The following is a 19,420-nucleotide window of genomic DNA, read 5'->3' on the forward strand; positions in this document are numbered from 1 at the left end:
ATCTCCCGCGCTTCCGGGTGGGTGGCGTATGTGGATAGCGCGGCGCGCCGCCGCCCTGATCGCGGTGGACGGCGGCGCGCCGGTGGATCCTTGCGCTACTGGACGATGACGCCGATCTTCGGCGCGGGCTCGTTCTTGTACTTGGCCGGACCGAAGTTGTCCGCGACCGCCTTGTCCCAGGCCTTCGAGCTGACCATCTTCTCGAGGGCGGCGTTGATCTTGTTCAGGGTCTCGGTGTCACCCTTCTGCACACCGATGCCGTAGTTCTCGTTGCTCAGCTTGAGGCCGGCGAGCTTGAACTGGCCCTTGTACTGCTCCTGCGAGGCGAAGCCGGCGAGGATCGAGTCGTCCGTGGTCAGGGCGTCCACGGCACCACTCTGCAGCGAGGAGATGCACTCCGAGTAGCCGCTGTTCTCCTTGAGGTTGGCCTTCGGGGCGAAGTCGTTCTTGACGTTCTGCGCCGAGGTGGAGCCGGTCACCGAGCACAGGTTCTTGCCGTTGAGGTCGGTGGCCTCGGTGATGTCGGAGTCGGCCTTGACCAGCAGGTCCTGGTGGGCCAGCAGGTACGGGCCGGCGAAGTCGACCGACTTCTTGCGCTCGTCGGTGATCGAGTACGTGGCCGCGATGAACTTGACGTCCCCGCGCTTCAGCGCGTTCTCGCGGTCCGGGGTCTTCGTCTCGACGAACTCGATCTGGTCGGCGTCGTAGCCGAGCTCCTTCGCCACGTACGTCGCCACGTCGACGTCGAAGCCGGAGAAGGTGCCGTCCGGCTCCTTCAGGCCCAGACCCGGCTGGTCGTACTTGATGCCGATCTTGATCTTGCCGCCGCCGTCGGAGCCCGAGCCGCCCTCGTTGTCACCGTCGCCGCCACCACAGGCGGTGGCAGTGAGGGAAAGGACGAGTGCAGCGGCCGCCGCGGCGGAGGCCTTGCGGAGCTTCATGGTGAACATCCTTTGCGTGATGAAGAGATGCGTCGTCCGTCGGAGACGGTGACACAGGTCGTCGGGTGCGTGAAGCGGTCCGTCAGTGGTGCAGGATCTTGGACAGGAAGTCCTTCGCACGGTCGCTGCGCGGGTTGCTGAAGAACTGGTCCGGCACAGCTTCTTCGACGATCTTGCCGTCTGCCATGAATACCACCCGGTTGGCGGCGGAACGGGCGAAACCCATCTCATGAGTGACGACGATCATGGTCATGCCATCGCGGGCGAGCTGCTGCATGACCTCCAGGACCTCGTTGATCATCTCCGGGTCGAGAGCCGACGTCGGCTCGTCGAAGAGCATGACCTTGGGGTCCATGGCCAGTGCCCGGGCGATGGCCACACGCTGCTGCTGGCCGCCGGAGAGCTGGGCGGGGTACTTGTCCGCCTGGTTGCCCACGCCCACCCGGTCGAGCAGGGCACGGGCCTTCTCCTCGGCCTTCTTCTTGTCCGCCTTGCGGACCTTGATCTGGCCCAGCATCACGTTCTCGAGCACGGTCTTGTGCGCGAAAAGGTTGAAGGACTGGAAGACCATGCCGACGTCAGCACGTAGCTTGGCCAGCTCCTTGCCCTCCGCGGGCAGGGGCTTGCCGTCGATGGCGATCGCGCCGGAGTCGATCGTCTCGAGGCGGTTGATGGCGCGGCACAGGGTGGACTTCCCGGACCCGGAGGGTCCGATGACCACGACGACCTCGCCGCGGGCGATCGTCAGATCGATGTCCTGGAGCACGTGCAACGCGCCGAAATGCTTGTTCACGTTCTTCAGGACGACCAGCTCGCCGGTCGCGGCCACGTCTTCCTTGGCCACCGATACTTCGGTCATCGCTCTCAGGCTCCGTCCTCCTCGGTTTCGGAGGACAGTAATAACCGTATCCGACCTGCGTCATTAGTTCTGAGGGGAATCTGAGCATCACGATCCGATAGCAATCGGACACGTGTCGTAGCACTTGCGACCTGGGCGCGTACCGGGTGGATAACGGAAGCCGCCCGCAACCGGAACCCACTTGACGGCGTCCTCGTCCATCAGCGTGACTTCCATGGTGCACGCGCGCGTGCACGCACTGTGTATCTATCTGAATCGTACGGCCAGTGAACCGAAGGAGGCCGGGATGAGACTGCTCCTCGTCGAGGACGACAACCATGTCGCCGCCGCTCTGTCCGCGGTTCTGGCGCGGCACGGTTTCGACGTCACGCACGCGCGTAGCGGCGAGGAGGCCCTCCAGGCACTCGTTCCGGAGGGCAACGGCTTCGGCGTGGTCCTTCTCGACCTCGGCCTGCCCGACCAGGACGGTTACGAGGTCTGCGGCAAGATCCGCAAGCGCACCAGCACCCCGGTGATCATGGTCACCGCACGCTCCGACGTCCGCTCCCGCATCCACGGCCTCAACCTCGGGGCCGATGATTATGTGGTGAAGCCGTACGACACCGGAGAGCTGCTCGCCCGGATCCACGCCGTCAGCCGGCGCAACGTGCAGGAGGACGCCGGGACGGGCGGCGAGGGTGTGCTGCGTCTGGGCGCGGTCCACATCGAACTGCCCACCCGCCAGGTCAGTGTCGACGGTTCGGTTGTCCAACTGACTCGCAAGGAGTTCGATCTCCTTGCCCTGCTCGCCCAGCGTCCCGGGGTGGTCTTCCGCCGGGAGCAGATCATCAGCGAGGTGTGGCGCACGAGCTGGGAGGGGACCGGGCGCACTCTCGAGGTGCATGTGGCGTCTCTGCGCGCCAAGCTGCGCATGCCGGCCCTGATCGAGACCGTACGCGGCGTCGGCTACCGACTCGTCGCCCCGGCGTCGTAGCGGGCAAGGGTGCGCACTCGTCTCCTCCCGCTGCTCATCGTCCTGATGGCGGCCGTGCTGCTCGCGCTCGGCGTACCGCTCGCCGTCAGCCTGGCCTCGGCCCAGCAGCAGAAGGTGGTCGTCGACCGGATCGACGACACGGCGTACTTCGCGGCCATCGCCCGCCCCGCCGCCGACACGACCACCGGATCCCGCGACGAGCTGCGCATCCTGAGCCGGGAACTCGAGAGCTACTACGAGGTCTACGGCATCCGGGCCGGCGTCTTCCTGCCCACGGACACCCCCCTGGCCAACGGGCCGACGACCTGGTTCCTGCCCGAGACCGGCGAGGTGCGCGACGCCTTCGAGGAGTCGCTGCTCAGTCGGCGCAGCCACGACCCCAAGCAGGTGTGGCCCTGGCAGCGGGGCCGTCTCGTCGTCGCGTCGCCGGTCATCCGGGACGGTGACGTCGTCGCGGTGGTCGTCACCGACTCGCCGACCGGGCAGATGCGTTCGCGGATCCTGGACGGCTGGCTGATCATCGGGGCCGGTCTGACGGCCGCGATGCTGGTGGCCGTCGGGGCCGCGCTCCGGCTGACCGGCTGGGTGCTCAGGCCGGTGCGCGTGCTGGACATCACCACGCACGCGATCGCGAGCGGCCGGCTGAAGTCACGGGTCGCGGTTGCCAGCGGTCCGCCGGAACTCCGGCGGCTGGCCCGGTCGTTCAACGAGATGGCGGACAACGTCGAGGACGTGCTGGAGCAGCAGCGCGCCTTCGTCGCCGACGCCTCGCACCAGCTGCGCAACCCGCTCGCGGCGCTGCTGCTGCGCATCGAACTGCTCGCTTTCGAACTTCCGGAGGGGAATCAGGAGATCGCATCGGTCCAGGCCGAGGGCAAGCGTCTGGCCGAGGTTCTCGACGACCTGCTCGACCTGGCCCTGGCCGAGCACACCGAGGCCGACCTGAGGCTCACCGACGTCGGCGCGCTGGCAGCCGAGCGTGTCGCGGCGTGGGCTCCGACCGCCGAGGCCAAGGGCGTACGACTGGTGGGGGACTGCCCGCCGACCACCGCCTGGGCCGACCCGGTGGCGCTGTCCAGCGCGCTGGACGCCGTGATCGACAACGCCGTCAAGTTCACTCCGAAGGACGAGCGCGTCGACGTGACGGTGACCTCCAACGGCGGTGCGTCGACCATCGTGGTGTCCGACCACGGGCCCGGACTCGCCGACGAGGAGCTCGCCCGTATCGGCGACCGCTTCTGGCGCAGCGGCCGGCACCAGAACATCAAGGGCTCGGGCCTCGGCCTGTCGATCTCGCGGGCGCTGCTCGCGGCGGGCGAGGGCTCCATCTCGTTCGGCCGCAACGAGCCGCACGGGCTGCGGGTGACGGTGACGGTGCCGAGGTCGGCGCCGACGCAGTGACGGGGCGGGCCCATGGCCGACCAGGTGCCGTCAGCTGCCTACGGCCCGGCGTCGCCGCGTGCTACGGCCTGGCGGCGCCGCCCACGGCCGGGCCTCGCCGGGTTCCTACGGCTTGACCGAGCGGTAGTAGCGCTTGGCGCCCTCGTGCAGGGACAGGGGGTCGGTGTAGATCGCCGTACGCAGGTCGACCAGTTGCGCCGAGTGGACGTGGGCGCCGATGCCGTCACGGCTCTTGATCACCGTACGGGTCAGCCATTCCGTGAGCCGGGGATCCATGTCCTTGCGGGTGATCAACAGGTTGGAGACGGCGATCGTCGGCACCGTGTCGCCGTTCTGGATGGTGGGGTACGCCGACTCCGGCATGTTGGTCGCGCGGTAGAAGTGGGCCGTGTCCCCTGTGGCGTGCACCTTGGCGACGAGGTCGGCGTCGATCGGCACGAACCGGAACGAGGAGGTCTCGGCGATCTCCTCCAGCCCGTCCGTGGGCACCCCGCTCGACCAGAAGAACGCGTCGAGCTCGTGCCCCAGCCGCTTGGGCCCGGTGTCGATGCCGTCCGACCGGGGGGTGATGTCCTTCTCCGGGTCGATCCCGGCGGCCTCCAACACCCGGGTGGCGATCAGCCGCACGCCGGAGTTCGCCCGCCCTATGGCCACCCGCTTGCCCTTCAGGTCCGCGACGGAGCGGATGTCGGAGTCCGGCGGGACGACCAGCTGGACATAGTCGTCGTAGAGGCGGGCGACACCGCGCAGCCGGTCGGTGACGGGCTTGCCGTCGATCTTGAACGTGTCCACCGCGTCCGCCGCGGCGATCGTGAAGTCGGCCTGCCCGGTCGCCACACGCTTGACGTTCTCCTGCGAGCCGTCACTCGTCTGCAGCTGCACCTTCAGCTGTGGCATGTCCTTGGCGAGCTCCTTGCGCAGGAGGGCGCCGTACTCCTGGTAGACACCCGCGCGCGTGCCCGTACTGAACGTGATCGTCCCGCTCGGCGGTTCCTCGCCCAGGGGCAGCAGCCACCACAGCAGCAACCCGAAGGCAACGAACCCGGCGGCCGCGCCCTGCAGGGCCCGGCGCCTGCTGATGCGGGTGAGTGCCTTGGACATGGCCGAGATCCTGCCAGCCGGTACACGGTGCTGACCAGGGCAGGGGTCACAAAGGGCGGGTGCGTGGGCGGCCTCTCGTGCCGGGGGCCTTCGCAAGGGGGACTGTCGGACCCGGCCGCTAGAGTCGGCGCATGAGTTCCTCGCCCGCCGACCTGGTCCGTGAATTCCACCTCGCCTTCGGACTCGAAGCCCGCAGTACGCCGACCGAGGTGTCCCCGAACATGGCCGCGCACCGGGGAGAACTGCTTGCGGAGGAGGCCGCGGAGGTCGCCGAGGTGTCCGTCACCGGCCCGCTCGACAGGCTCGCGCACGAGCTGGCGGACGTCGTCTACGTCGCGTACGGCACGGCCCTGGTGCACGGCATCGACCTCGACGCCGTACTCGCCGAGATCCACCGCTCCAACATGACCAAGCTGGGCCCCGACGGCCAGGTCGCCCGCCGGGCCGACGGCAAGGTGCTCAAGGGCGAGCACTACGAGGCACCGGATGTGTCGGGAGTGCTGCGCAGCCAGGGGTGGGGTGCTGGCGGGGCGTAGTGCCGCTGTCGGCCGGACGGCCGTGCCTGCCGGTCCGTCCTGGGGCGCGGGCCTTACAGGTCAGTCCCGGGACGCGGCTCTCTCCGGTCAGTCCTGAGCGGGCGCGTCCCAGGTGACGGTGAGTTCGTTGCGGCGGCCGAAGCGTTCGAGGTGGCTGCCCACGACCCCCTGGATGGTGGTGAGCGTGGGTGCGTCGGGTGCGGTGACGCGGATCAGCAGGTGGTCGTCCTGCGGTTCGAGGACGACGTCGGTGTTCTGGAAGGTGAGGCGGTGCCCGCCGTCGGCTGACTCCTCGACGGGGATCTTCCGGCCGAAGTGCGAGGCGAGCTGCTTGGCGTAGCGCGGGGCAGCGTCGGTGGCGACGCGGGCGAGGGAGGAGGGCATGCGAGTACTCCTTCGAGGGCTGGACGGGCCGGCTGATTCAAATTTGCCAGAGCGGGCTCGCGATCAACGCCTACGGCCGGGACGAGGTCACCCGCCGCATGCAGGACGGCGAGGCCGGCCCCGTGAGGTGGACCGCTCCCGGCCCACCGTGCACGGCCTCGCCGGGCGCTCTCAGCCACCGCCTCCGTGGGGAACCAACTGGGCGGTCAGGAGATGGGAGTCGAGCAGGGTGACGTCGGCTGTGCGGGCGGCTTTCGCGTAGCCGGTGAGCATGCGTTTGGTCAGGAGGAGAGCCTCGGGGGAGCGCCGGGCGAGGGGTCTTGTCCAGGCGGCGACGGTGTCGTCCAGCTGGTCCAGGGGGGCGACCTTGTGGAGGAGACCGAGTCGGTGGGCGGTGGCGGCGTCGAAGGCGTCGCAGGTGAGCATGAGTTCGCGGATCCTCGCGGCGCCGGCCTCCGCGATCAGGCGTCCCATGGCGCCGCCCCAGGCAGGGGCGAGACCGATGCCGACCTCCGGCATGCGGAACCGGCAGGAGTCCGCGCCCGCGCGGAGATCGCAGTAGGCGGCGAGTGCGAGGCCTGCTCCGATGACCTTGCCGTGCAGTCGGGCGATGGTGATGGCGTGGGTGTTCTCCAGGGCCTGGCACAGCCGGTGGGCCTTGTCCGTGACGCGGCGCAGCGCGGCTCCGGTCGGATCCAGCGTCAGGGCGTCCCGGTACTCCCGACGGTCGGCTCCCAGGCAGAAGTCGTCGCCCATGGAGGAGAGGACCAGGATGCGGATGTCGGGTCGTTCGTGGAGGTTGTCGAGTACGGCGATGAGGTCGTCCAGGACGGCGGTGCTCAGCGTGTCGTCCTGGAGGGAGGGGTTGAGCCGCACGTGCAGGACTGGGCCGTCCTGCGTGACGCCTACGGGCGTGCGCGCGGGTATGGAGGGGGTGGCGGTCGGCGGGTTCATGCGAGGGCGACATCCAGGTTCAGCAGACGCCTGAACGCCACCCGGGGCGCCCGGTCAGGGCGGCGGGCCAGGGTCAGGCGAGGCAGGCGTGTGACTATTCGGTGCAGAAGGATCTGGGCCTCCAGCCGGGCCAGGGGCGCCCCGAGGCAGTAGTGGATGCCTCCGCTGAAGGAGAGGTGAGTGGCCTTGCGGCGGGGGTCGAACACATCGGGGCGGTCGTACTGGGCGGGATCCCGGTGGGCGGCGCCCACCAAGAGGTGGACCATCTCGTCCGCGCGGACCTCGACGCCGTGCAGTAAGCAGTCCTCGGCGGCGACCCGGCTGATCACATGGGTCGGAGGGTCGTAGCGCAGCGCCTCCTCCACGAACGCGGGGACGAGGTCGGGTTGTGCCGCGAGCAGGCTCCACCGGTCGGGGTGTTCGACGAGCAGGAGCGTCATGGTGGACAGCAGGGTGGAGGTCGTCTCCAGGGCTGCCAGCAGGACGAACAGAGCCAGGAAGTAGACCGCTTCGTCGGCCTTGTCCCGGTCCGATTCCATGGAGTCCCATGTCTTGATCCACCGGGACACGGGATCCTCGCCGGGACGCGCGCGCCGCTCGCGCACCAAGTGCAGGAAGTAGGCGCGGAGTTCGGCCATGGCGGCGTCGGACCGGGCCAGCTGGCTGGCGGAGGGCAGCAGCTCCTGGGTGAAGACCTGGTCGTGGGTCAGCTCGCGCAGGCGGGGCCAGTCCGCGCGCGGCAGTCCGAGCCAGTTGCCAATGGTGGCGACGGGGAGTTCCTCGCTCACCAGGGCGGCGAAGTCCGCCTCCCCTGTGTGCAGATGCTCCATCAGAGTGTCGAGCAGGTCGTCGACCACCTGGCTCACTCTGCGGCCCATGCGCTCGATGGTGGTGCGGTCGAAGTTACCGGCGGACCGGCGCACCCTGGTGTGCTCCGGGGGGTTGAGGGCGGGCAGCGTGCGGCTGATCTCACGGGAGGAGGGGGCGCCCCAGCGTGTGCTCACCCCCTGCTGTTCTCGCCAGCGCGTATCCGGTTCGAGCCAGGCGTTGCTGCGCAGTATCTGGTCGCAGGTGCTGAAACTCGTCACGAGGAACCCTCCCCAGGGCGCGGGGCTGATGGCGCCGCCCCGCGCTCTGAGCTCCGCGTAGATCGGGAACGGATCTGCCTGCCCCTCGGCCTTCCGGAGACGGGAGAAGAGGGAGAGGTTGGCCCGACGGTCAAAAGACGGAGTGGTAATGCTCGCCACGTTGGCGGCTCCTTTCTGCCAGCCGCCATACGTACCCCTGGGGTACTTGAAGCATCCACTAACACTGTGTCCTCACAGGGTTACCTGCGTCACTCCCCCCTCACCCATGCGCGGAAGCGGCTGAACAGCCCGCCCTTGTGCTGCGCCGCGTGCTGCGCCGCATGCTGGGCCGACCGCGGTGCCGCATACGCCTGGGGCGGGGCAGCAGGCGCCGACTGGGCGGACCGGGGTGCCGTGGGCTGGGCGGCCGGGGCCGAGGGCACGGTGCGCGGGGTGAACCGGATGGGAATCGTCACCAGGGAGCGGCTCCATGGCGTCGGAGCCCAGGCGAGGTCCTTGAACGGGACGCGCAGTTCGATGTCGGGCAGCCGGTTGAGCAGGGACTCCACGGCCGTCGCCACGAGCATGAACGCGGGGTCCTTGGCCGGGCACGAGTGAGGGCCGGCGCCGAAGGCCAGATGGGCCTTGGCGCTGAGCTGTTCGCGGTGTGCGGTCAGCTTGGGGTCGGTGTTGGCCGCGGCGAAGGAGATCACGACCGGGTCGTTGGCCCTGAGCGTCCTGCCGTTCAACTCGACGTCCTGCGTGGGGTAATGGGCCGCGTAGTTGGCGATCGGCGCATAGTTCCACAGGGTCTTCACCAGCGCTTCCTCGACCGGCAGGCCGGCCGGCCAGTCGTCGCTGAGATACAGCGCGCTGCTGGTGCCGATCGCGGCGGTCAGGGGTGCCGTTCCGCCGGAGAGCAGGGTCACGAGCTGGTGCAGCACCTCCTCGTCGGACAGCCGCGCGGAGTGCACCATCAGGCGGGTGGTGAGGTCCTCGCCGGGCTGGTGGCGCTTGAGGGCGATCAGCTCGGCGAGCGCACCGCCGAGTATCTCGTCGGCACCGGGCGTGCCTTCGAAGATGCCGCTGATCCCGACGATGACGCGGTCGCCGATCTCGGGCGGGCAGCCGAACAGGTCGCTGAAGACCAGGAGGGGCAGCGGCTGGGCGTAGGCGGAGATCAGCTCGGCCTGGCCGAGGGGTTCGGCGCTGAAACGGCTGATCAGGTAGTCGGCCGACTGCTGGGTCAGACGGACGAGTCGGGCTTCGTCGAGGGTGGCGAGGCTGTCCGTGACCGCCTGCCGCAGACGGGCGTGTGCCGCTCCGTCGCTGAACAGCGCGTTGGGGCGGTAACCCATCATGGGCAGAGCCGGGCTGTCCGCGGGCACGCGCCCTTCGTTCAGCGCGTTCCAGCGGCGTGAGTCCCGCACGAACAGGGCGGGGTTCTGCAGGATGTGCAGGCTCGCGTCGTAGCTGGTCACCAGCTCGACCTGGACGTCCGGTGCTATGTCGACCGGGGCACTGGGCCCGAGCGAGCGCAGGTGGGCGTAGTGACGCTCGGGGTCCGAGCCGAATTCGGGTCCGTACAGCTGGATGTTGCCGTGAGCGGGGCAGCCGGCCGGTGCCCCGGTCCTGTCGGAGTGCTGTTGCATGCCGTGGTTCCTAGCCGAGTGTGGACATGAGGTGTTTCACGAGGGTGATGAGTGACTCCGCCGAGGAGTTCTCGTCACGGACGTCGCAGTGGACGATGGGGGTGTCCTCGGAGAGGTTGAGCGCCTCGCGTACCTCGTCGAGTGGGTAGGCGGGGGTGCCGTCGAAGCGGTTGACGCCGATGGCATAGGTCAGGCCGAACTGCTCGACCAGATCCAGGATGGGGAAGCTCTCGTGCAGCCGCTCCGGGTCCACCAGGACCAGGGCACCCAGCGCGCCCCGGGACAGGCCCTGCCACATCTCCTTGAAGCGTTCCTGTCCCGGGGTTCCGAAGAGGTAGAGGACCAGGGTGTCGCTGAGGGTCAGGCGCCCGAAGTCCATCGCCACTGTCGTGGTCGTCTTGTCCGGCGTCTCCGAGAGGTCGTCGAGGCCCTCGCTGGCCTCGGTGATCTCTTCCTCGGTCTGCAGTGGCTCGATCTCGGAGATGCTTCCGATGAAGGTGGTCTTCCCGACCGCGAAGTGGCCCACGACCAGGACCTTCACGGAGCGCGAGACGGCTGGATCCAGGTACACGGCTTACGCTCCGAATCGGGTCTTCAGGCCGTCGAGCACGGCGGTGAGCAGTTCCCGGTCGACACGTTGGTGATCTGGCACCGGATTCCTCACGAAGATCAGGCCGTCCTCGGCCAGCTGCGCCAGCAGGATGCGCACGATGCCCAGCGGCAGCCGCGTGTAGCCGGAGACCTCGGCCACGGACAGGAAGCCGTCGGTGATCAGCTCCATGACCGCGCGGCCTTCGGGGGTCAAGGTGCGGGCCGCGGCCGACGTGCCCTCCTGGGCGGTGACGAGCGTGGTGTGCTCGTACTCGTGCTCCGCGGGCAGCGCACGTCCCTTCGCGATGACGAAGAGCGGGACTAACGCGGACGTCAGCTCCAGCTCGCTGTCCGGTTCGTCATGCATCGCCGAGCACCCCTCCCTGCGGTACCTGCCGCGCGGTGAGCGTGGGTATCACGTCGCTCAGACGGCTGGTGAACTCCTCGATGTCGCAGTCCGGTTCCGCGGCCGCCGCCAGGAAGGCGCCTTCGCCGGCCGCGATGAGAAAGATCCAGCCGTGCTGGAACTCGATGACCGTCTGCCGCCACTCGTCGTCCTGCAGCCCGCTCGCGAAGGGCGCCGTCGCACGGCTGTAGGCGTGGATGCCCGTCATGGCCGCCGAGATCGTGTCGGCCAGGTCCCGGCCGATCCCCGCGCTCGCACCGCGGGGCAGACCGTCCGCTCCGAGCAGCAGGGCGTGCCGGGCACCGTGGACGGAAGCGATCGCCTCGTCCAGTTCGGCGAGGGCGAACCCCGCACTGCCCGCCCCTTCGTCCGGCACCGCGGCATCGCGTCCGATGCGAGCGGGGTCACCGGCGTTCACCCGCGGCGCTGCGGTGAGGTTGTTGCCCAGCCGGGCTACCAGCCGGTGCATCCGGAAGGAGATCTGCTGCATGTCGACATCGGACTCCGCGGCGGCGGCCAGGTAGGCGCCCTGCCCGGCACCGATCAGGAACACCCAGCCGTGCGCGAACTCGATGATCGTCTGGCTCCACTGCCGGTCCTGCGACGGTCCGGCGAAGTGAGCGGTGGCCCGGCTCAGCGACTGCATTCCGGCCATGGCCGCGGAGATGGTCCGTACGTCCTTGGGGGCCAGGCCGTTCGTCGCCCCGCGGGTGATCCCGTCGGCGGACAGCACCACGGCGTGCCGTGCCCGGGGGACGTTGTCCACGATGTCCTGGACCATCCACGACATGTCTGTAGTAGTCATCCGTCTTCGGACCCTTCCGGCGTCGGGGCGTCGAGGTCACGGCCCGTCAGCGTGCCGCGCTGGAAAGCCCCAAGGCCTCCGCCGGAGCCACGAGGAACTCTTCTGGGCTTCTGCTCCCCGCCGAGGGCATTTCCGCCAAGGGCACTTCCGCCAAGGGCACTCCCGCCGGGGGTGCCCCCACCGGACGGGACACCGACGATGGGCGACTTGCGGGCGCCACGCTTCGGCAGGCCGTGCATCGTACGGGCGTCGCCCTGCTCACGGGCGTCGACCCGTCGGATGCCACTCACCGGCGCCGATGCCTCGGTGGCCTGCGGCGGGGTCTCCTCCATGGTCCACAGCTCCTCGGGCAGCAGGACGACGGCACGGACACCGCCGTACCGGGAGACTCCGGTGACATCCACCTTGAAGCCGTACTGGCGGGCGATCAGGCCTATGACGGGGAAACCGAACTTCGGCTGGGTGCCCAGCTGGGACAGCCGGGGGACGGCATCGCCGGAGAGCAGCGCGGTCGCCTTCTGGCGGTCCTCGTCACTCATGCTCACGCCGGCGTCGTCGATGACGATGCACAGGTTCTTCTGGACCCGCTGGAACGTCACTTCGATCGGTGCGTCCGCCTGGGAGAAACTGGCGGCGTTGTCGAGCAGTTCGGCGACGGCCAGGGCTACCGGCGCCACGGCGGACGCCTTGAGCGCGATGCCGCTCGGCTGCATGATCTCGACGCGATGGAAGTTGCGGATCTGGCTCTGGGCGCTGCGGACGACGTCGTAGACGCTGGCAGGCTGGTTGCGGCGGCCGAGGGGCGCACCGCACATGACCGCGATGCCCTGGGCCTTCCGCGCCATCTGCGCGTTGGCGTGGTTGACGTCCATCAGGTCGGTGAGGACCGCGTGCCCGCCGTAGGTGCGCTGGATCTCGTCCAGCAGGTTCGTCTGCTCGGCCGCGAGGCTCTGCAGGAAGCGGGCGGCACCCTTGAGGACTGCCTTGGTGCTCTCCTCGGCCGTTCGTTCGGCCTCCCGGATGGCACCGTCCTGCTCGTCCCGGACCCTCTGCAGCTCGCCCCGCACACGGCTGAGCTCGGTTTCGGTGTAACTCAGCCGCTGCCCCAGAGCGGCTTCGGCTTCCCTCTTTCTCACCTCGAGGGCTCTGTTGCGGAGAGCGAAAGCCACGACGGCGGCGGTGGCTATCGCCACCATCGCAACCAGGCACCAGAGAAGCGCGTCTTGAGTCATGGAAACCTTTCCCGGCGCGTGGCATGCAGGCGTCGACGGATACGCAACGCGAGGATCCGCGACCCGTCACGAGGGGACTGCATGAATGCCGGCGTGAAGCGCACGCCGATGTCAGGTCAGCACCTGAGAAAAGATGATCAAGGTCGCAGACGGCGGAATGTTATCACCTTCAATTAACCCGTCAGAGACCGCTTACTAGCGCCCTTCACACGGTCAACAGACCTTTGTTCAAGGGAGGTTGGCGAAGGCGGACAGAACGCCGCGAGCCCGGGCCTGACCTCGCACGGGCCCTGCGTCGCCGCGGTCCGCACTCCCTGCCTGGGCGCCGGCTGTTCTCCAACCGGCGATCCTGTGCCGGGACATGGGTCGGTTGGCTCCCGCCGTCGCCACCGGCGGTGGTCGTGGACGGATGGCTGATCCTAGACTCGGATGCACGCTCGGTGATCTTGGTGAGGGGGCCCGACTACGGTGTCGGACAAGCGGGTTGTCGTCGTGACCGGCGGAGGTACGGGCATCGGGGAGGCCACGGCCCGGTTGCTGCGCGAGGAGGGTCACCGTGTGGTCGTCTCCGGACGGCGGGCCGAGCCGCTGCGGCGCGTGGAGCGGGAGACCGGAGCTCTCGCCCATCCCTCCGACGTCGGTGATCCCGCAGCGGCCGAGGGTCTCGTCCAGGCGGCTCTGGCCGCGTACGGGCGGCTCGACGGGCTGGTGCTCAACGCGGGCATCGGGCGGGGTGGAGCCGTCGGCGACCTGTCGTTGGCGGACTGGGACGAGGTGATGCGCACCAATGTCACCGGTCCGCTGCTCCTGCTGCGTGCGGCGGTCCCGCACCTGCTGGAGAGCAGAGGCGCGGTCGTCGGCGTCGCTTCGGTGTCCGCGCTGCGCAACGGCACGAGCAACGCTCCGTACGCCACCTCCAAGGCGGCCCTGCTCCAGCTCTGCCGTTCCGTCGCCGTCGATTACGGGCGTCAGGGGGTGCGCGCCAACATCGTGTGCCCCAGCTGGGTCCGGAGCGAGATGGCGGACCGGCGCATGGCGCGTTTCGCCGAGGAGACGGACCTGGCCGGTGGGGGCGTGGAGGCCGCTTACGAGGAGGCGACCCGGTTGCTGCCCATGGGGCGGCCCGGCGAGCCGCGTGAGATCGCGGAAGCGATCGGCTGGCTGCTGTCCCCGGCGGCGTCGTACGTCAACGGCGCGGTACTCACCGTCGACGGCGGGGCGACCGCCCTCGACCCCGGAACGCTCGCCTTCGACTTCCACATCGCGCCACGTGGCGGCGAGGGCTCCGACACCCCTCGGTGAGCATCAGGCGGCCGAGGTCCGGCGGTGTCGATGCTCCACGGGTTCCTCCGAGGGCCCGGCGGTCCGGCGGACCTCGGGCCTGGCATCTCCGGGGAGCACCTACCCTTGACTCATGACCACCAGCAGCGACCGGAGCCCGGCAGTGGACGTTCGATCATCCAAGAGCTACGAGATCCGCACCTACGGGTGCCAGATGAACGTCCACGATTCCGAGCGATTGTCCGGGCTGCTCGAAGAGGCCGGTTACGTACGCGCCCCCGAGGGCTCGAACGGCGACGCCGACGTCGTCGTCTTCAACACCTGCGCGGTCCGCGAGAACGCCGACAACAAGCTGTACGGCAACCTCGGCCACCTCGCCCCGATGAAGACGAAGCGCCCCGGGATGCAGATCGCCGTCGGTGGCTGCCTCGCACAGAAGGACCGCGACACCATCGTGAAGCGGGCACCCTGGGTCGACGTCGTCTTCGGCACGCACAACATCGGCAAGCTGCCCGTCCTGCTGGAACGCGCGCGCGTGCAGGAGGAGGCGCAGGTCGAGATCGCCGAGTCGCTGGAGGCGTTCCCGTCGACGCTGCCGACCCGGCGCGAAAGCGCCTACGCGGCCTGGGTGTCGATCTCCGTCGGCTGCAACAACACCTGCACCTTCTGTATCGTCCCGGCCCTGCGCGGCAAGGAGAAGGACCGCCGCCCCGGCGACATCCTCGCCGAGGTCGAGGCCCTGGTCGCCGAGGGCGTCTCCGAGATCACACTGCTCGGCCAGAACGTCAACGCGTACGGCTCCGACATCGGCGACCGCGAGGCGTTCAGCAAGCTGCTGCGGGCCTGCGGGAAGATCGACGGCCTGGAGCGCGTCCGCTTCACCTCCCCGCACCCGCGCGACTTCACCGACGACGTCATCGCCGCCATGGCCGAGACGCCGAACGTGATGCCGCAGCTGCACATGCCGCTCCAGTCCGGCTCGGACACGGTCCTGAAGGCGATGCGCCGCTCCTACCGCCAGGAGCGCTACCTCGGGATCATCGAGAAGGTCCGCGCCGCCATCCCGCACGCCGCGATCACCACCGACATCATCGTGGGCTTCCCCGGCGAGACCGAGGAGGACTTCGAGCAGACCCTGCACGTGGTCCGCGAGGCCCGGTTCGCGCAGGCGTTCACCTTCCAGTACTCCAAGCGCCCCGGCACCCCGGCCGCCACCATGGATCACCAGATCCCCAAGCAGGTCGTCCAGGCGCGCTACGAGCGTCTCGTCGCCCTCCAGGAGGAGATCTCCTGGGAGGAGAACAAGAAGCAGGTCGGCCGCACGCTCGAGCTGATGGTCGCCGAGGGTGAGGGCCGCAAGGACGACACCACCCACCGACTGTCCGGCCGCGCCGCCGACAACCGCCTCGTCCACTTCACCAAGCCGGACCAGGAGGTCCGCCCCGGCGACGTGGTCACCGTCGAGGTCACGTACGCCGCGCCGCACCACCTCCTCGCCGAGGGCTCCGTCCTCGACGTACGCCGCACGCGCGCGGGTGACGCCTGGGAGAAGCGCAACGCCGCCGAGGCCGCCAAGCCGGCCGGTGTGATGCTCGGCCTGCCCAAGGTGGGCGTGCCGGAGCCGCTGCCGCTGGCCACCGGGGGCTGCGCCGTCGACTGACCGAACACCACGGGGGGTGGCCGCATGGCCCATTGGGTGATCACCGAGGAGTACCTGGACAGGCTCCGGCCGATCGCGCGCTTCGAGACGACCCGTGAGGAGGCGCTCAGCATGCTGTACGAGACGGCGTGTTCACACCGCTTCACCAAGGGGCTGATTCAACAGCGCCGAGAGGTGTTCCGGGTGGACGACTGCACGTACTACGTGGAGGTGCTGGGCGCCATGAGCACCTACCGCCTGCGGTACTGCCTCGCCGAGCGAGTGTGGAGCACGGACACGTAGGGGCATGGAGACGTAGGCTCCCGATCATGCTTGTCGCCGCCGCAGTCTGCCCCTGCCCGCCCCTCCTCGTGCCCGAGCTCGCCGCGGGCGCCGCACCCGAGCTGGCCGCCGCACGTGCCGCCTGCACGGACGCGCTCGGTGTGCTCGCGGCCGCCCGGCCGGACCGACTCGTGGTTGTGGGGCCCGCCGAGGAGAGCGGGCACGGGTTGTCCGAAGAGGAGAACGGGTACGGGGCGTACGCCGAGGGGGCGCGGGGGTCGTTCCGGGGGTTCGGCGTGGACATCGACGTACGGCTGGGCCGGGCCGGGGACGGAGCGACGACCACGGAGTCGCCGCGTCGACCGCTCCCGTCCTCGCTCGCCGTCGCCGCCTGGCTGCTGGAGCGGACCGGATGGGCGGACGCACCGATCGAGGGACTCGCGGTGGGGGAACTTCTGGCGGCCGAGCGGTGTACTGATATCGGAAGGGACATCGCCGCCCGGGCCGAGCGGGTGGCGCTGCTGGTGATGGGCGACGCCAGCGCCTGCCGCACGCTCAAGGCACCCGGCTACCTCGACGAGCGGGCGGAGCCGTTCGACGCGTCCGTCGCGCGTGCGCTGGGCAAGGCGGACGTGGCGGCGCTCAAATCGCTGGACATCGAGCTCGCGCGCGACCTGAAGGCCTCGGGCCGAGCGCCCTGGCAGGTCCTCGCGGGCGCCGCCGAGCAGGCGGGCCTTTCGGGCACTTTGCTGTACGACGACGCGCCGTACGGGGTGGGGTACCTGGTCGCGACCTGGTCGTAGGGCATACCGACCGAAGCCGCCGGTGGGGCAGGCCGGTCAAACGGCGGACGGCCGGGAGCAGTCAAGCTCCGCGGCCGTCCGGCGATGTGCCGTTCAGGTCGTCGGCGGGGGTGAGTCCGGAGGCGGCGTGCTGCTTCCGGTCGCCCTGTCGTGGCCCTTGTGCGTGAGTCGGTCCATGGCGCCCTTGGCCTTGCCCGTGCCCGTATGGATCTTCTCGCTGTACTTGCCCTTGGTCCTCTTGTCGACGACCCTCGCGGCCTTGTCGAGACCGTGCTGGACCGTGTCCTCGTGCCGGTGCGCGAAGTCGGAGACCTTGCCCTTGGCCGGGCCGAGTTTGGATTTCAAATTGTCCAGAAGACCCATCGTTCACCTTCCCGCGCGGGGCAGTTACGTGCGGGCGCCCTCACCGGCCTCGCTGTCGGCCGCCTCGTCGGAGGACTGCTGCTTGGGGATCTCGACACCGTCGTCGCCGTCGGCCTCGGTGGACTCCGCCGCGGCCGGCTGGGCCGCGTCCTCGGCCTTGGTCTCGGTGGACCCCTTCGCTTCTGCAGCCTCCTCCGCCGCGGATTCGGCCGTTGGTGTGTCGGCCTGTACCGCGGCGGTTGACGCCTCCTCCGTGGCCTTCGACCGCCGAAGAAGTCGTGCAAAAACGCCCATATCCACTCCATACGTTACTCGTGCGGGCGAAATCCCGCGTCGTCCGGTGCGTCCGTTTGCGCCCCCGGGTCGCCGCCTCCGTGAAACCGGCGGCGAGAACCTCGCAACTGGCAACGACGCCGCACGCGTGGCGTCACCTAACTCGTTCGAGTCCACCCCGTGAGGTTTGCGAGACTGGGGCGGTGAGCAGTGCGCCTTCCACCCCCCGTGTCATCGCCGTCGTCGGGCCCACCGCGGCCGGAAAGTCCGATCTGGGCGTATTCCTCGCCCGGCGGCTCGGCGGTGAGGTCGTCAACGCCGACTCCATGCAGCTCTATCGCGGGATGGACATCGGCACCGCCAAGCTGACGCCCGAGGAACGCGCCGGCGTCAGGCACCACCTGCTGGACGTCTGGGACGTGACGGTCACGGCATCGGTCGCCGAGTACCAACGGCTCGCGCGGGAGCGGATCGACACACTGCTCGCCGAGGGGCGCTGGCCGATCCTCGTCGGCGGTTCGGGGCTCTACGTCCGTGGCGCCGTCGACAATCTCGAGTTCCCCGGCACCGACCCCCAGGTCAGAGCCCGGCTGGAGGAGGAGCTCGCGCTTCGCGGCTCGGGCGCGCTGCACGCCCGCCTGGCCGCCGCCGACCCTGAGGCGGGGCAGGCGATCCTGCCGAGCAACGGCCGCCGTATCGTCCGCGCCCTCGAGGTGATCGAGATCACCGGCAAGCCCTTCACCGCCAACCTCCCGGGGCACGACTCGATCTACGACACGATCCAGATCGGCGTCGACGTGGCACGCCCCGAACTTGACGAGCGCATCGCGCGTCGGGTCGACCGGATGTGGGACGCCGGGCTCGTCGACGAGGTCCGCGCGCTGGAGGCGCAGGGGTTGCGCGAAGGGCGTACGGCCTCGCGTGCGCTCGGCTACCAGCAGGTGCTCGCGGCGCTCGCCGGGGAGTGCACCCTCGAAGAGGCGCGGGCCGAGACCGTACGTGCCACCAAGCGCTTCGCGCGCCGTCAGGATTCATGGTTCAGGCGCGACCCGCGGGTGCACTGGCTGAGTGGGGCTGCGGCGGACCTCACAGAACTTCCGCAGCTCGCAGTGGCGTTGGTCGAACGACCGGTTACAGCCTGATCACGTGATGGCATCGGGACGCTCCGGCCGTCATCGCGGCCTCCGACGCCATGCCATCATCGAGCTTCGATCGACCAAGTGGAGTCCGAGTTGGGAGGGCGCGTGGCGATGGAGGCCGGCCCTCGCGACACCGCACAAGACACCGAGAACGTCACCTCCGACCGGGGTGAGCGGGAGCAGGACGGCGACCGTCTGAGCCCCGACGGGCTCGACGAGGCGGAAGGCGGCGTCACCGACGACGGCCCGGAGCCCGAGGAGATGTACGCGAGCGGCCCGGAGGTCGAGGTCGAGCTGCGCCCGCAGCGGAGACTGCGTATCTGGCAGCTCGCGCCCATCGTGACCCTGGCCGCGGTCGGCTCCCTGATGTTCGCGTTCCCGCTGGCCTTCGACTTCGGCGACAGCGGGGCCGTGATCGCCATGCTGGGGCTCCTGATCTGCTCCTGCGCGGCCGGCTGGGGCATGATGGCCGCCCGCCGCGTGGGCTACACCTGGCCCGGACTGCCCCAGCGGGGTTCCGGGCGCAGAGCGGACTGGCGGGTCGTACTGGCCTACGCCTTGGTCGTCGCCGCGGTGGTAGTGCTGGCCGTGTGGCGCGTGGCCCGGCTGCGCTGACCCTCACGCGCGCGTGGGCTGTCGCGCGACTCCACGCGCGCGTGGGCCGTCGTGGCACCCCCCGGCACGCATTGCGGCCCCCACACACGCATGGGGTGTCGTACCGACCCCTTACGATCGAGG

22 protein-coding genes are annotated in these 19,420 nt (G+C 69.5%); 9 read left to right on the forward strand and 13 right to left on the reverse strand.

Going from position 1 to position 19,420, the window contains the following annotated elements; all coding sequences use genetic code 11:
* Window positions 1-95: 95 nt before the first annotated feature.
* Window positions 96-941 (reverse strand): glutamate ABC transporter substrate-binding protein, encoded by an 846-nt coding sequence (locus ABD932_RS02415; protein WP_345008393.1) that lies wholly within the window; start codon window positions 939-941, stop codon window positions 96-98.
* Window positions 942-1,023: 82 nt separating this feature from the next.
* On the reverse strand, window positions 1,024-1,800 hold the full coding sequence (locus ABD932_RS02420) for an amino acid ABC transporter ATP-binding protein (protein WP_345008394.1): 777 nt from the start codon (window positions 1,798-1,800) through the stop codon (window positions 1,024-1,026).
* A gap of 286 nt (window positions 1,801-2,086) precedes the next feature.
* On the opposite strand from ABD932_RS02420, the gene ABD932_RS02425 reads away from it, so the two are divergent.
* Both ABD932_RS02425 and ABD932_RS02430 read left to right on the forward strand, forming a co-directional pair.
* Window positions 2,087-2,773, forward strand: coding sequence for a response regulator transcription factor (locus ABD932_RS02425; protein ID WP_345008395.1), 687 nt, complete (start codon window positions 2,087-2,089; stop codon window positions 2,771-2,773).
* 9 nt (window positions 2,774-2,782) lie between these two features.
* On the forward strand, window positions 2,783-4,174 hold the full coding sequence (locus tag ABD932_RS02430; protein ID WP_345008396.1) for a sensor histidine kinase: 1,392 nt from the start codon (window positions 2,783-2,785) through the stop codon (window positions 4,172-4,174).
* A gap of 105 nt (window positions 4,175-4,279) precedes the next feature.
* Here ABD932_RS02430 and ABD932_RS02435 read toward each other — a convergent pair whose 3' ends face one another.
* Window positions 4,280-5,275: a TAXI family TRAP transporter solute-binding subunit gene (locus ABD932_RS02435; RefSeq protein WP_345008397.1), complete on the reverse strand. Its 996-nt coding sequence runs from the start codon at window positions 5,273-5,275 to the stop codon at window positions 4,280-4,282.
* Between the two features lie 131 nt (window positions 5,276-5,406).
* Between ABD932_RS02435 and ABD932_RS02440 the strand changes: the two genes are divergently transcribed.
* The gene (locus ABD932_RS02440) at window positions 5,407-5,811 is read left to right on the forward strand and encodes a pyrophosphohydrolase domain-containing protein (RefSeq protein WP_345008398.1); all 405 of its coding nucleotides are present in this window, start codon (window positions 5,407-5,409) and stop codon (window positions 5,809-5,811) included.
* Window positions 5,812-5,898: 87 nt separating this feature from the next.
* On the opposite strand, the gene ABD932_RS02445 is transcribed toward ABD932_RS02440, so the two are convergent.
* The 8 genes from ABD932_RS02445 to ABD932_RS02480 all read right to left on the reverse strand — a co-directional run bounded on the left by ABD932_RS02445 (window position 5,899) and on the right by ABD932_RS02480 (window position 12,866).
* Window positions 5,899-6,195 (reverse strand): DUF2218 domain-containing protein, encoded by a 297-nt coding sequence (locus tag ABD932_RS02445; protein WP_345008399.1) that lies wholly within the window; start codon window positions 6,193-6,195, stop codon window positions 5,899-5,901.
* Window positions 6,196-6,366: 171 nt separating this feature from the next.
* Window positions 6,367-7,149 (reverse strand): enoyl-CoA hydratase/isomerase family protein, encoded by a 783-nt coding sequence (locus ABD932_RS02450; protein ID WP_345008400.1) that lies wholly within the window; start codon window positions 7,147-7,149, stop codon window positions 6,367-6,369.
* Window positions 7,146-8,396 carry a cytochrome P450 gene (locus ABD932_RS02455; protein WP_345008401.1) on the reverse strand — a complete coding sequence of 417 codons (1,251 nt, stop codon included), beginning with the start codon at window positions 8,394-8,396 and terminating at the stop codon, window positions 7,146-7,148. The genes ABD932_RS02450 and ABD932_RS02455 overlap by 4 nt, the downstream gene beginning before the upstream one ends.
* Window positions 8,397-8,485: 89 nt before the next feature.
* Complete coding sequence (locus ABD932_RS02460; RefSeq protein WP_345008402.1) at window positions 8,486-9,868, reverse strand: cytochrome P450 family protein; 1,383 nt, start codon at window positions 9,866-9,868, stop codon at window positions 8,486-8,488.
* A gap of 10 nt (window positions 9,869-9,878) precedes the next feature.
* Complete coding sequence (locus ABD932_RS02465) at window positions 9,879-10,439, reverse strand: GTP-binding protein (RefSeq protein WP_345008403.1); 561 nt, start codon at window positions 10,437-10,439, stop codon at window positions 9,879-9,881.
* 3 nt (window positions 10,440-10,442) lie between these two features.
* Window positions 10,443-10,826, reverse strand: coding sequence for a DUF742 domain-containing protein (locus ABD932_RS02470; RefSeq protein WP_345008404.1), 384 nt, complete (start codon window positions 10,824-10,826; stop codon window positions 10,443-10,445).
* Window positions 10,819-11,670, reverse strand: a complete 852-nt coding sequence (locus tag ABD932_RS02475) for a roadblock/LC7 domain-containing protein (RefSeq protein WP_425587396.1) — start codon at window positions 11,668-11,670, stop codon at window positions 10,819-10,821. The genes ABD932_RS02470 and ABD932_RS02475 overlap by 8 nt, the downstream gene beginning before the upstream one ends.
* Complete coding sequence (locus ABD932_RS02480) at window positions 11,667-12,866, reverse strand: ATP-binding protein (protein WP_345008745.1); 1,200 nt, start codon at window positions 12,864-12,866, stop codon at window positions 11,667-11,669. Before ABD932_RS02480 ends, ABD932_RS02475 begins: the two co-directional genes overlap by 4 nt.
* Before the next feature lie 504 nt (window positions 12,867-13,370).
* Here ABD932_RS02480 and ABD932_RS02485 point away from each other — a divergent pair.
* From ABD932_RS02485 to ABD932_RS02500, 4 genes are all read left to right on the forward strand, one after another.
* On the forward strand, window positions 13,371-14,204 hold the full coding sequence (locus ABD932_RS02485) for an SDR family NAD(P)-dependent oxidoreductase (protein WP_345008405.1): 834 nt from the start codon (window positions 13,371-13,373) through the stop codon (window positions 14,202-14,204).
* Between the two features lie 112 nt (window positions 14,205-14,316).
* A complete protein-coding gene (miaB, locus tag ABD932_RS02490; protein ID WP_345008406.1) occupies window positions 14,317-15,843 on the forward strand; it encodes a tRNA (N6-isopentenyl adenosine(37)-C2)-methylthiotransferase MiaB in 1,527 nt (508 codons plus the stop codon).
* Between the two features lie 24 nt (window positions 15,844-15,867).
* Window positions 15,868-16,125: a hypothetical protein gene (locus tag ABD932_RS02495; protein ID WP_345008407.1), complete on the forward strand. Its 258-nt coding sequence runs from the start codon at window positions 15,868-15,870 to the stop codon at window positions 16,123-16,125.
* A 26-nt stretch (window positions 16,126-16,151) separates the two neighbouring features.
* Window positions 16,152-16,907 carry a class III extradiol dioxygenase subunit B-like domain-containing protein gene (locus tag ABD932_RS02500; RefSeq protein WP_345008408.1) on the forward strand — a complete coding sequence of 252 codons (756 nt, stop codon included), beginning with the start codon at window positions 16,152-16,154 and terminating at the stop codon, window positions 16,905-16,907.
* A gap of 93 nt (window positions 16,908-17,000) precedes the next feature.
* Here ABD932_RS02500 and ABD932_RS02505 read toward each other — a convergent pair whose 3' ends face one another.
* Together ABD932_RS02505 and ABD932_RS02510 are read right to left on the reverse strand one after the other, a co-directional pair.
* A complete protein-coding gene (locus ABD932_RS02505) occupies window positions 17,001-17,270 on the reverse strand; it encodes an antitoxin (protein WP_345008409.1) in 270 nt (89 codons plus the stop codon).
* Window positions 17,271-17,294: 24 nt separating this feature from the next.
* Entirely contained in the window at window positions 17,295-17,564 is a 270-nt protein-coding gene (locus tag ABD932_RS02510) for a hypothetical protein (RefSeq protein WP_345008410.1), read from the reverse strand.
* 182 nt (window positions 17,565-17,746) lie between these two features.
* On the opposite strand from ABD932_RS02510, the gene miaA reads away from it, so the two are divergent.
* Entirely contained in the window at window positions 17,747-18,685 is a 939-nt protein-coding gene (miaA, locus tag ABD932_RS02515; protein ID WP_345008411.1) for a tRNA (adenosine(37)-N6)-dimethylallyltransferase MiaA, read from the forward strand.
* Window positions 18,686-18,793: 108 nt separating this feature from the next.
* Window positions 18,794-19,297 carry a hypothetical protein gene (locus ABD932_RS02520; protein ID WP_126400396.1) on the forward strand — a complete coding sequence of 168 codons (504 nt, stop codon included), beginning with the start codon at window positions 18,794-18,796 and terminating at the stop codon, window positions 19,295-19,297.
* Window positions 19,298-19,420 lie beyond the last annotated feature (123 nt).

The organism is Streptomyces shaanxiensis, assembly GCF_039537145.1.
Classification (GTDB): domain Bacteria; phylum Actinomycetota; class Actinomycetes; order Streptomycetales; family Streptomycetaceae; genus Streptomyces; species Streptomyces shaanxiensis.

Excerpts from the sequence above, each read along its gene's own strand:
- ABD932_RS02415 (WP_345008393.1), bottom strand. The coding sequence starts at position 941 with ATGAAGCTCCGCAAGGCCTCCGCCGCGGCGGCCGCTGCACTCGTCCTT.
- ABD932_RS02420 (WP_345008394.1), bottom strand. The coding sequence starts at position 1,800 with ATGACCGAAGTATCGGTGGCCAAGGAAGACGTGGCCGCGACCGGCGAG.
- ABD932_RS02425 (WP_345008395.1), top strand. The coding sequence starts at position 2,087 with ATGAGACTGCTCCTCGTCGAGGACGACAACCATGTCGCCGCCGCTCTG.
- ABD932_RS02435 (WP_345008397.1), bottom strand. The coding sequence starts at position 5,275 with ATGTCCAAGGCACTCACCCGCATCAGCAGGCGCCGGGCCCTGCAGGGC.
- ABD932_RS02440 (WP_345008398.1), top strand. The coding sequence starts at position 5,407 with ATGAGTTCCTCGCCCGCCGACCTGGTCCGTGAATTCCACCTCGCCTTC.
- ABD932_RS02445 (WP_345008399.1), bottom strand. The coding sequence starts at position 6,195 with ATGCCCTCCTCCCTCGCCCGCGTCGCCACCGACGCTGCCCCGCGCTAC.
- ABD932_RS02450 (WP_345008400.1), bottom strand. The coding sequence starts at position 7,149 with ATGAACCCGCCGACCGCCACCCCCTCCATACCCGCGCGCACGCCCGTA.
- ABD932_RS02460 (WP_345008402.1), bottom strand. The coding sequence starts at position 9,868 with ATGCAACAGCACTCCGACAGGACCGGGGCACCGGCCGGCTGCCCCGCT.
- ABD932_RS02470 (WP_345008404.1), bottom strand. The coding sequence starts at position 10,826 with ATGCATGACGAACCGGACAGCGAGCTGGAGCTGACGTCCGCGTTAGTC.
- ABD932_RS02475 (WP_425587396.1), bottom strand. The coding sequence starts at position 11,670 with ATGACTACTACAGACATGTCGTGGATGGTCCAGGACATCGTGGACAAC.
- ABD932_RS02480 (WP_345008745.1), bottom strand. The coding sequence starts at position 12,866 with ATGGTGGCGATAGCCACCGCCGCCGTCGTGGCTTTCGCTCTCCGCAAC.
- miaB (WP_345008406.1), top strand. The coding sequence starts at position 14,317 with ATGACCACCAGCAGCGACCGGAGCCCGGCAGTGGACGTTCGATCATCC.
- ABD932_RS02495 (WP_345008407.1), top strand. The coding sequence starts at position 15,868 with ATGGCCCATTGGGTGATCACCGAGGAGTACCTGGACAGGCTCCGGCCG.
- ABD932_RS02500 (WP_345008408.1), top strand. The coding sequence starts at position 16,152 with ATGCTTGTCGCCGCCGCAGTCTGCCCCTGCCCGCCCCTCCTCGTGCCC.
- ABD932_RS02505 (WP_345008409.1), bottom strand. The coding sequence starts at position 17,270 with ATGGGTCTTCTGGACAATTTGAAATCCAAACTCGGCCCGGCCAAGGGC.
- ABD932_RS02510 (WP_345008410.1), bottom strand. The coding sequence starts at position 17,564 with ATGGGCGTTTTTGCACGACTTCTTCGGCGGTCGAAGGCCACGGAGGAG.
- ABD932_RS02520 (WP_126400396.1), top strand. The coding sequence starts at position 18,794 with ATGGAGGCCGGCCCTCGCGACACCGCACAAGACACCGAGAACGTCACC.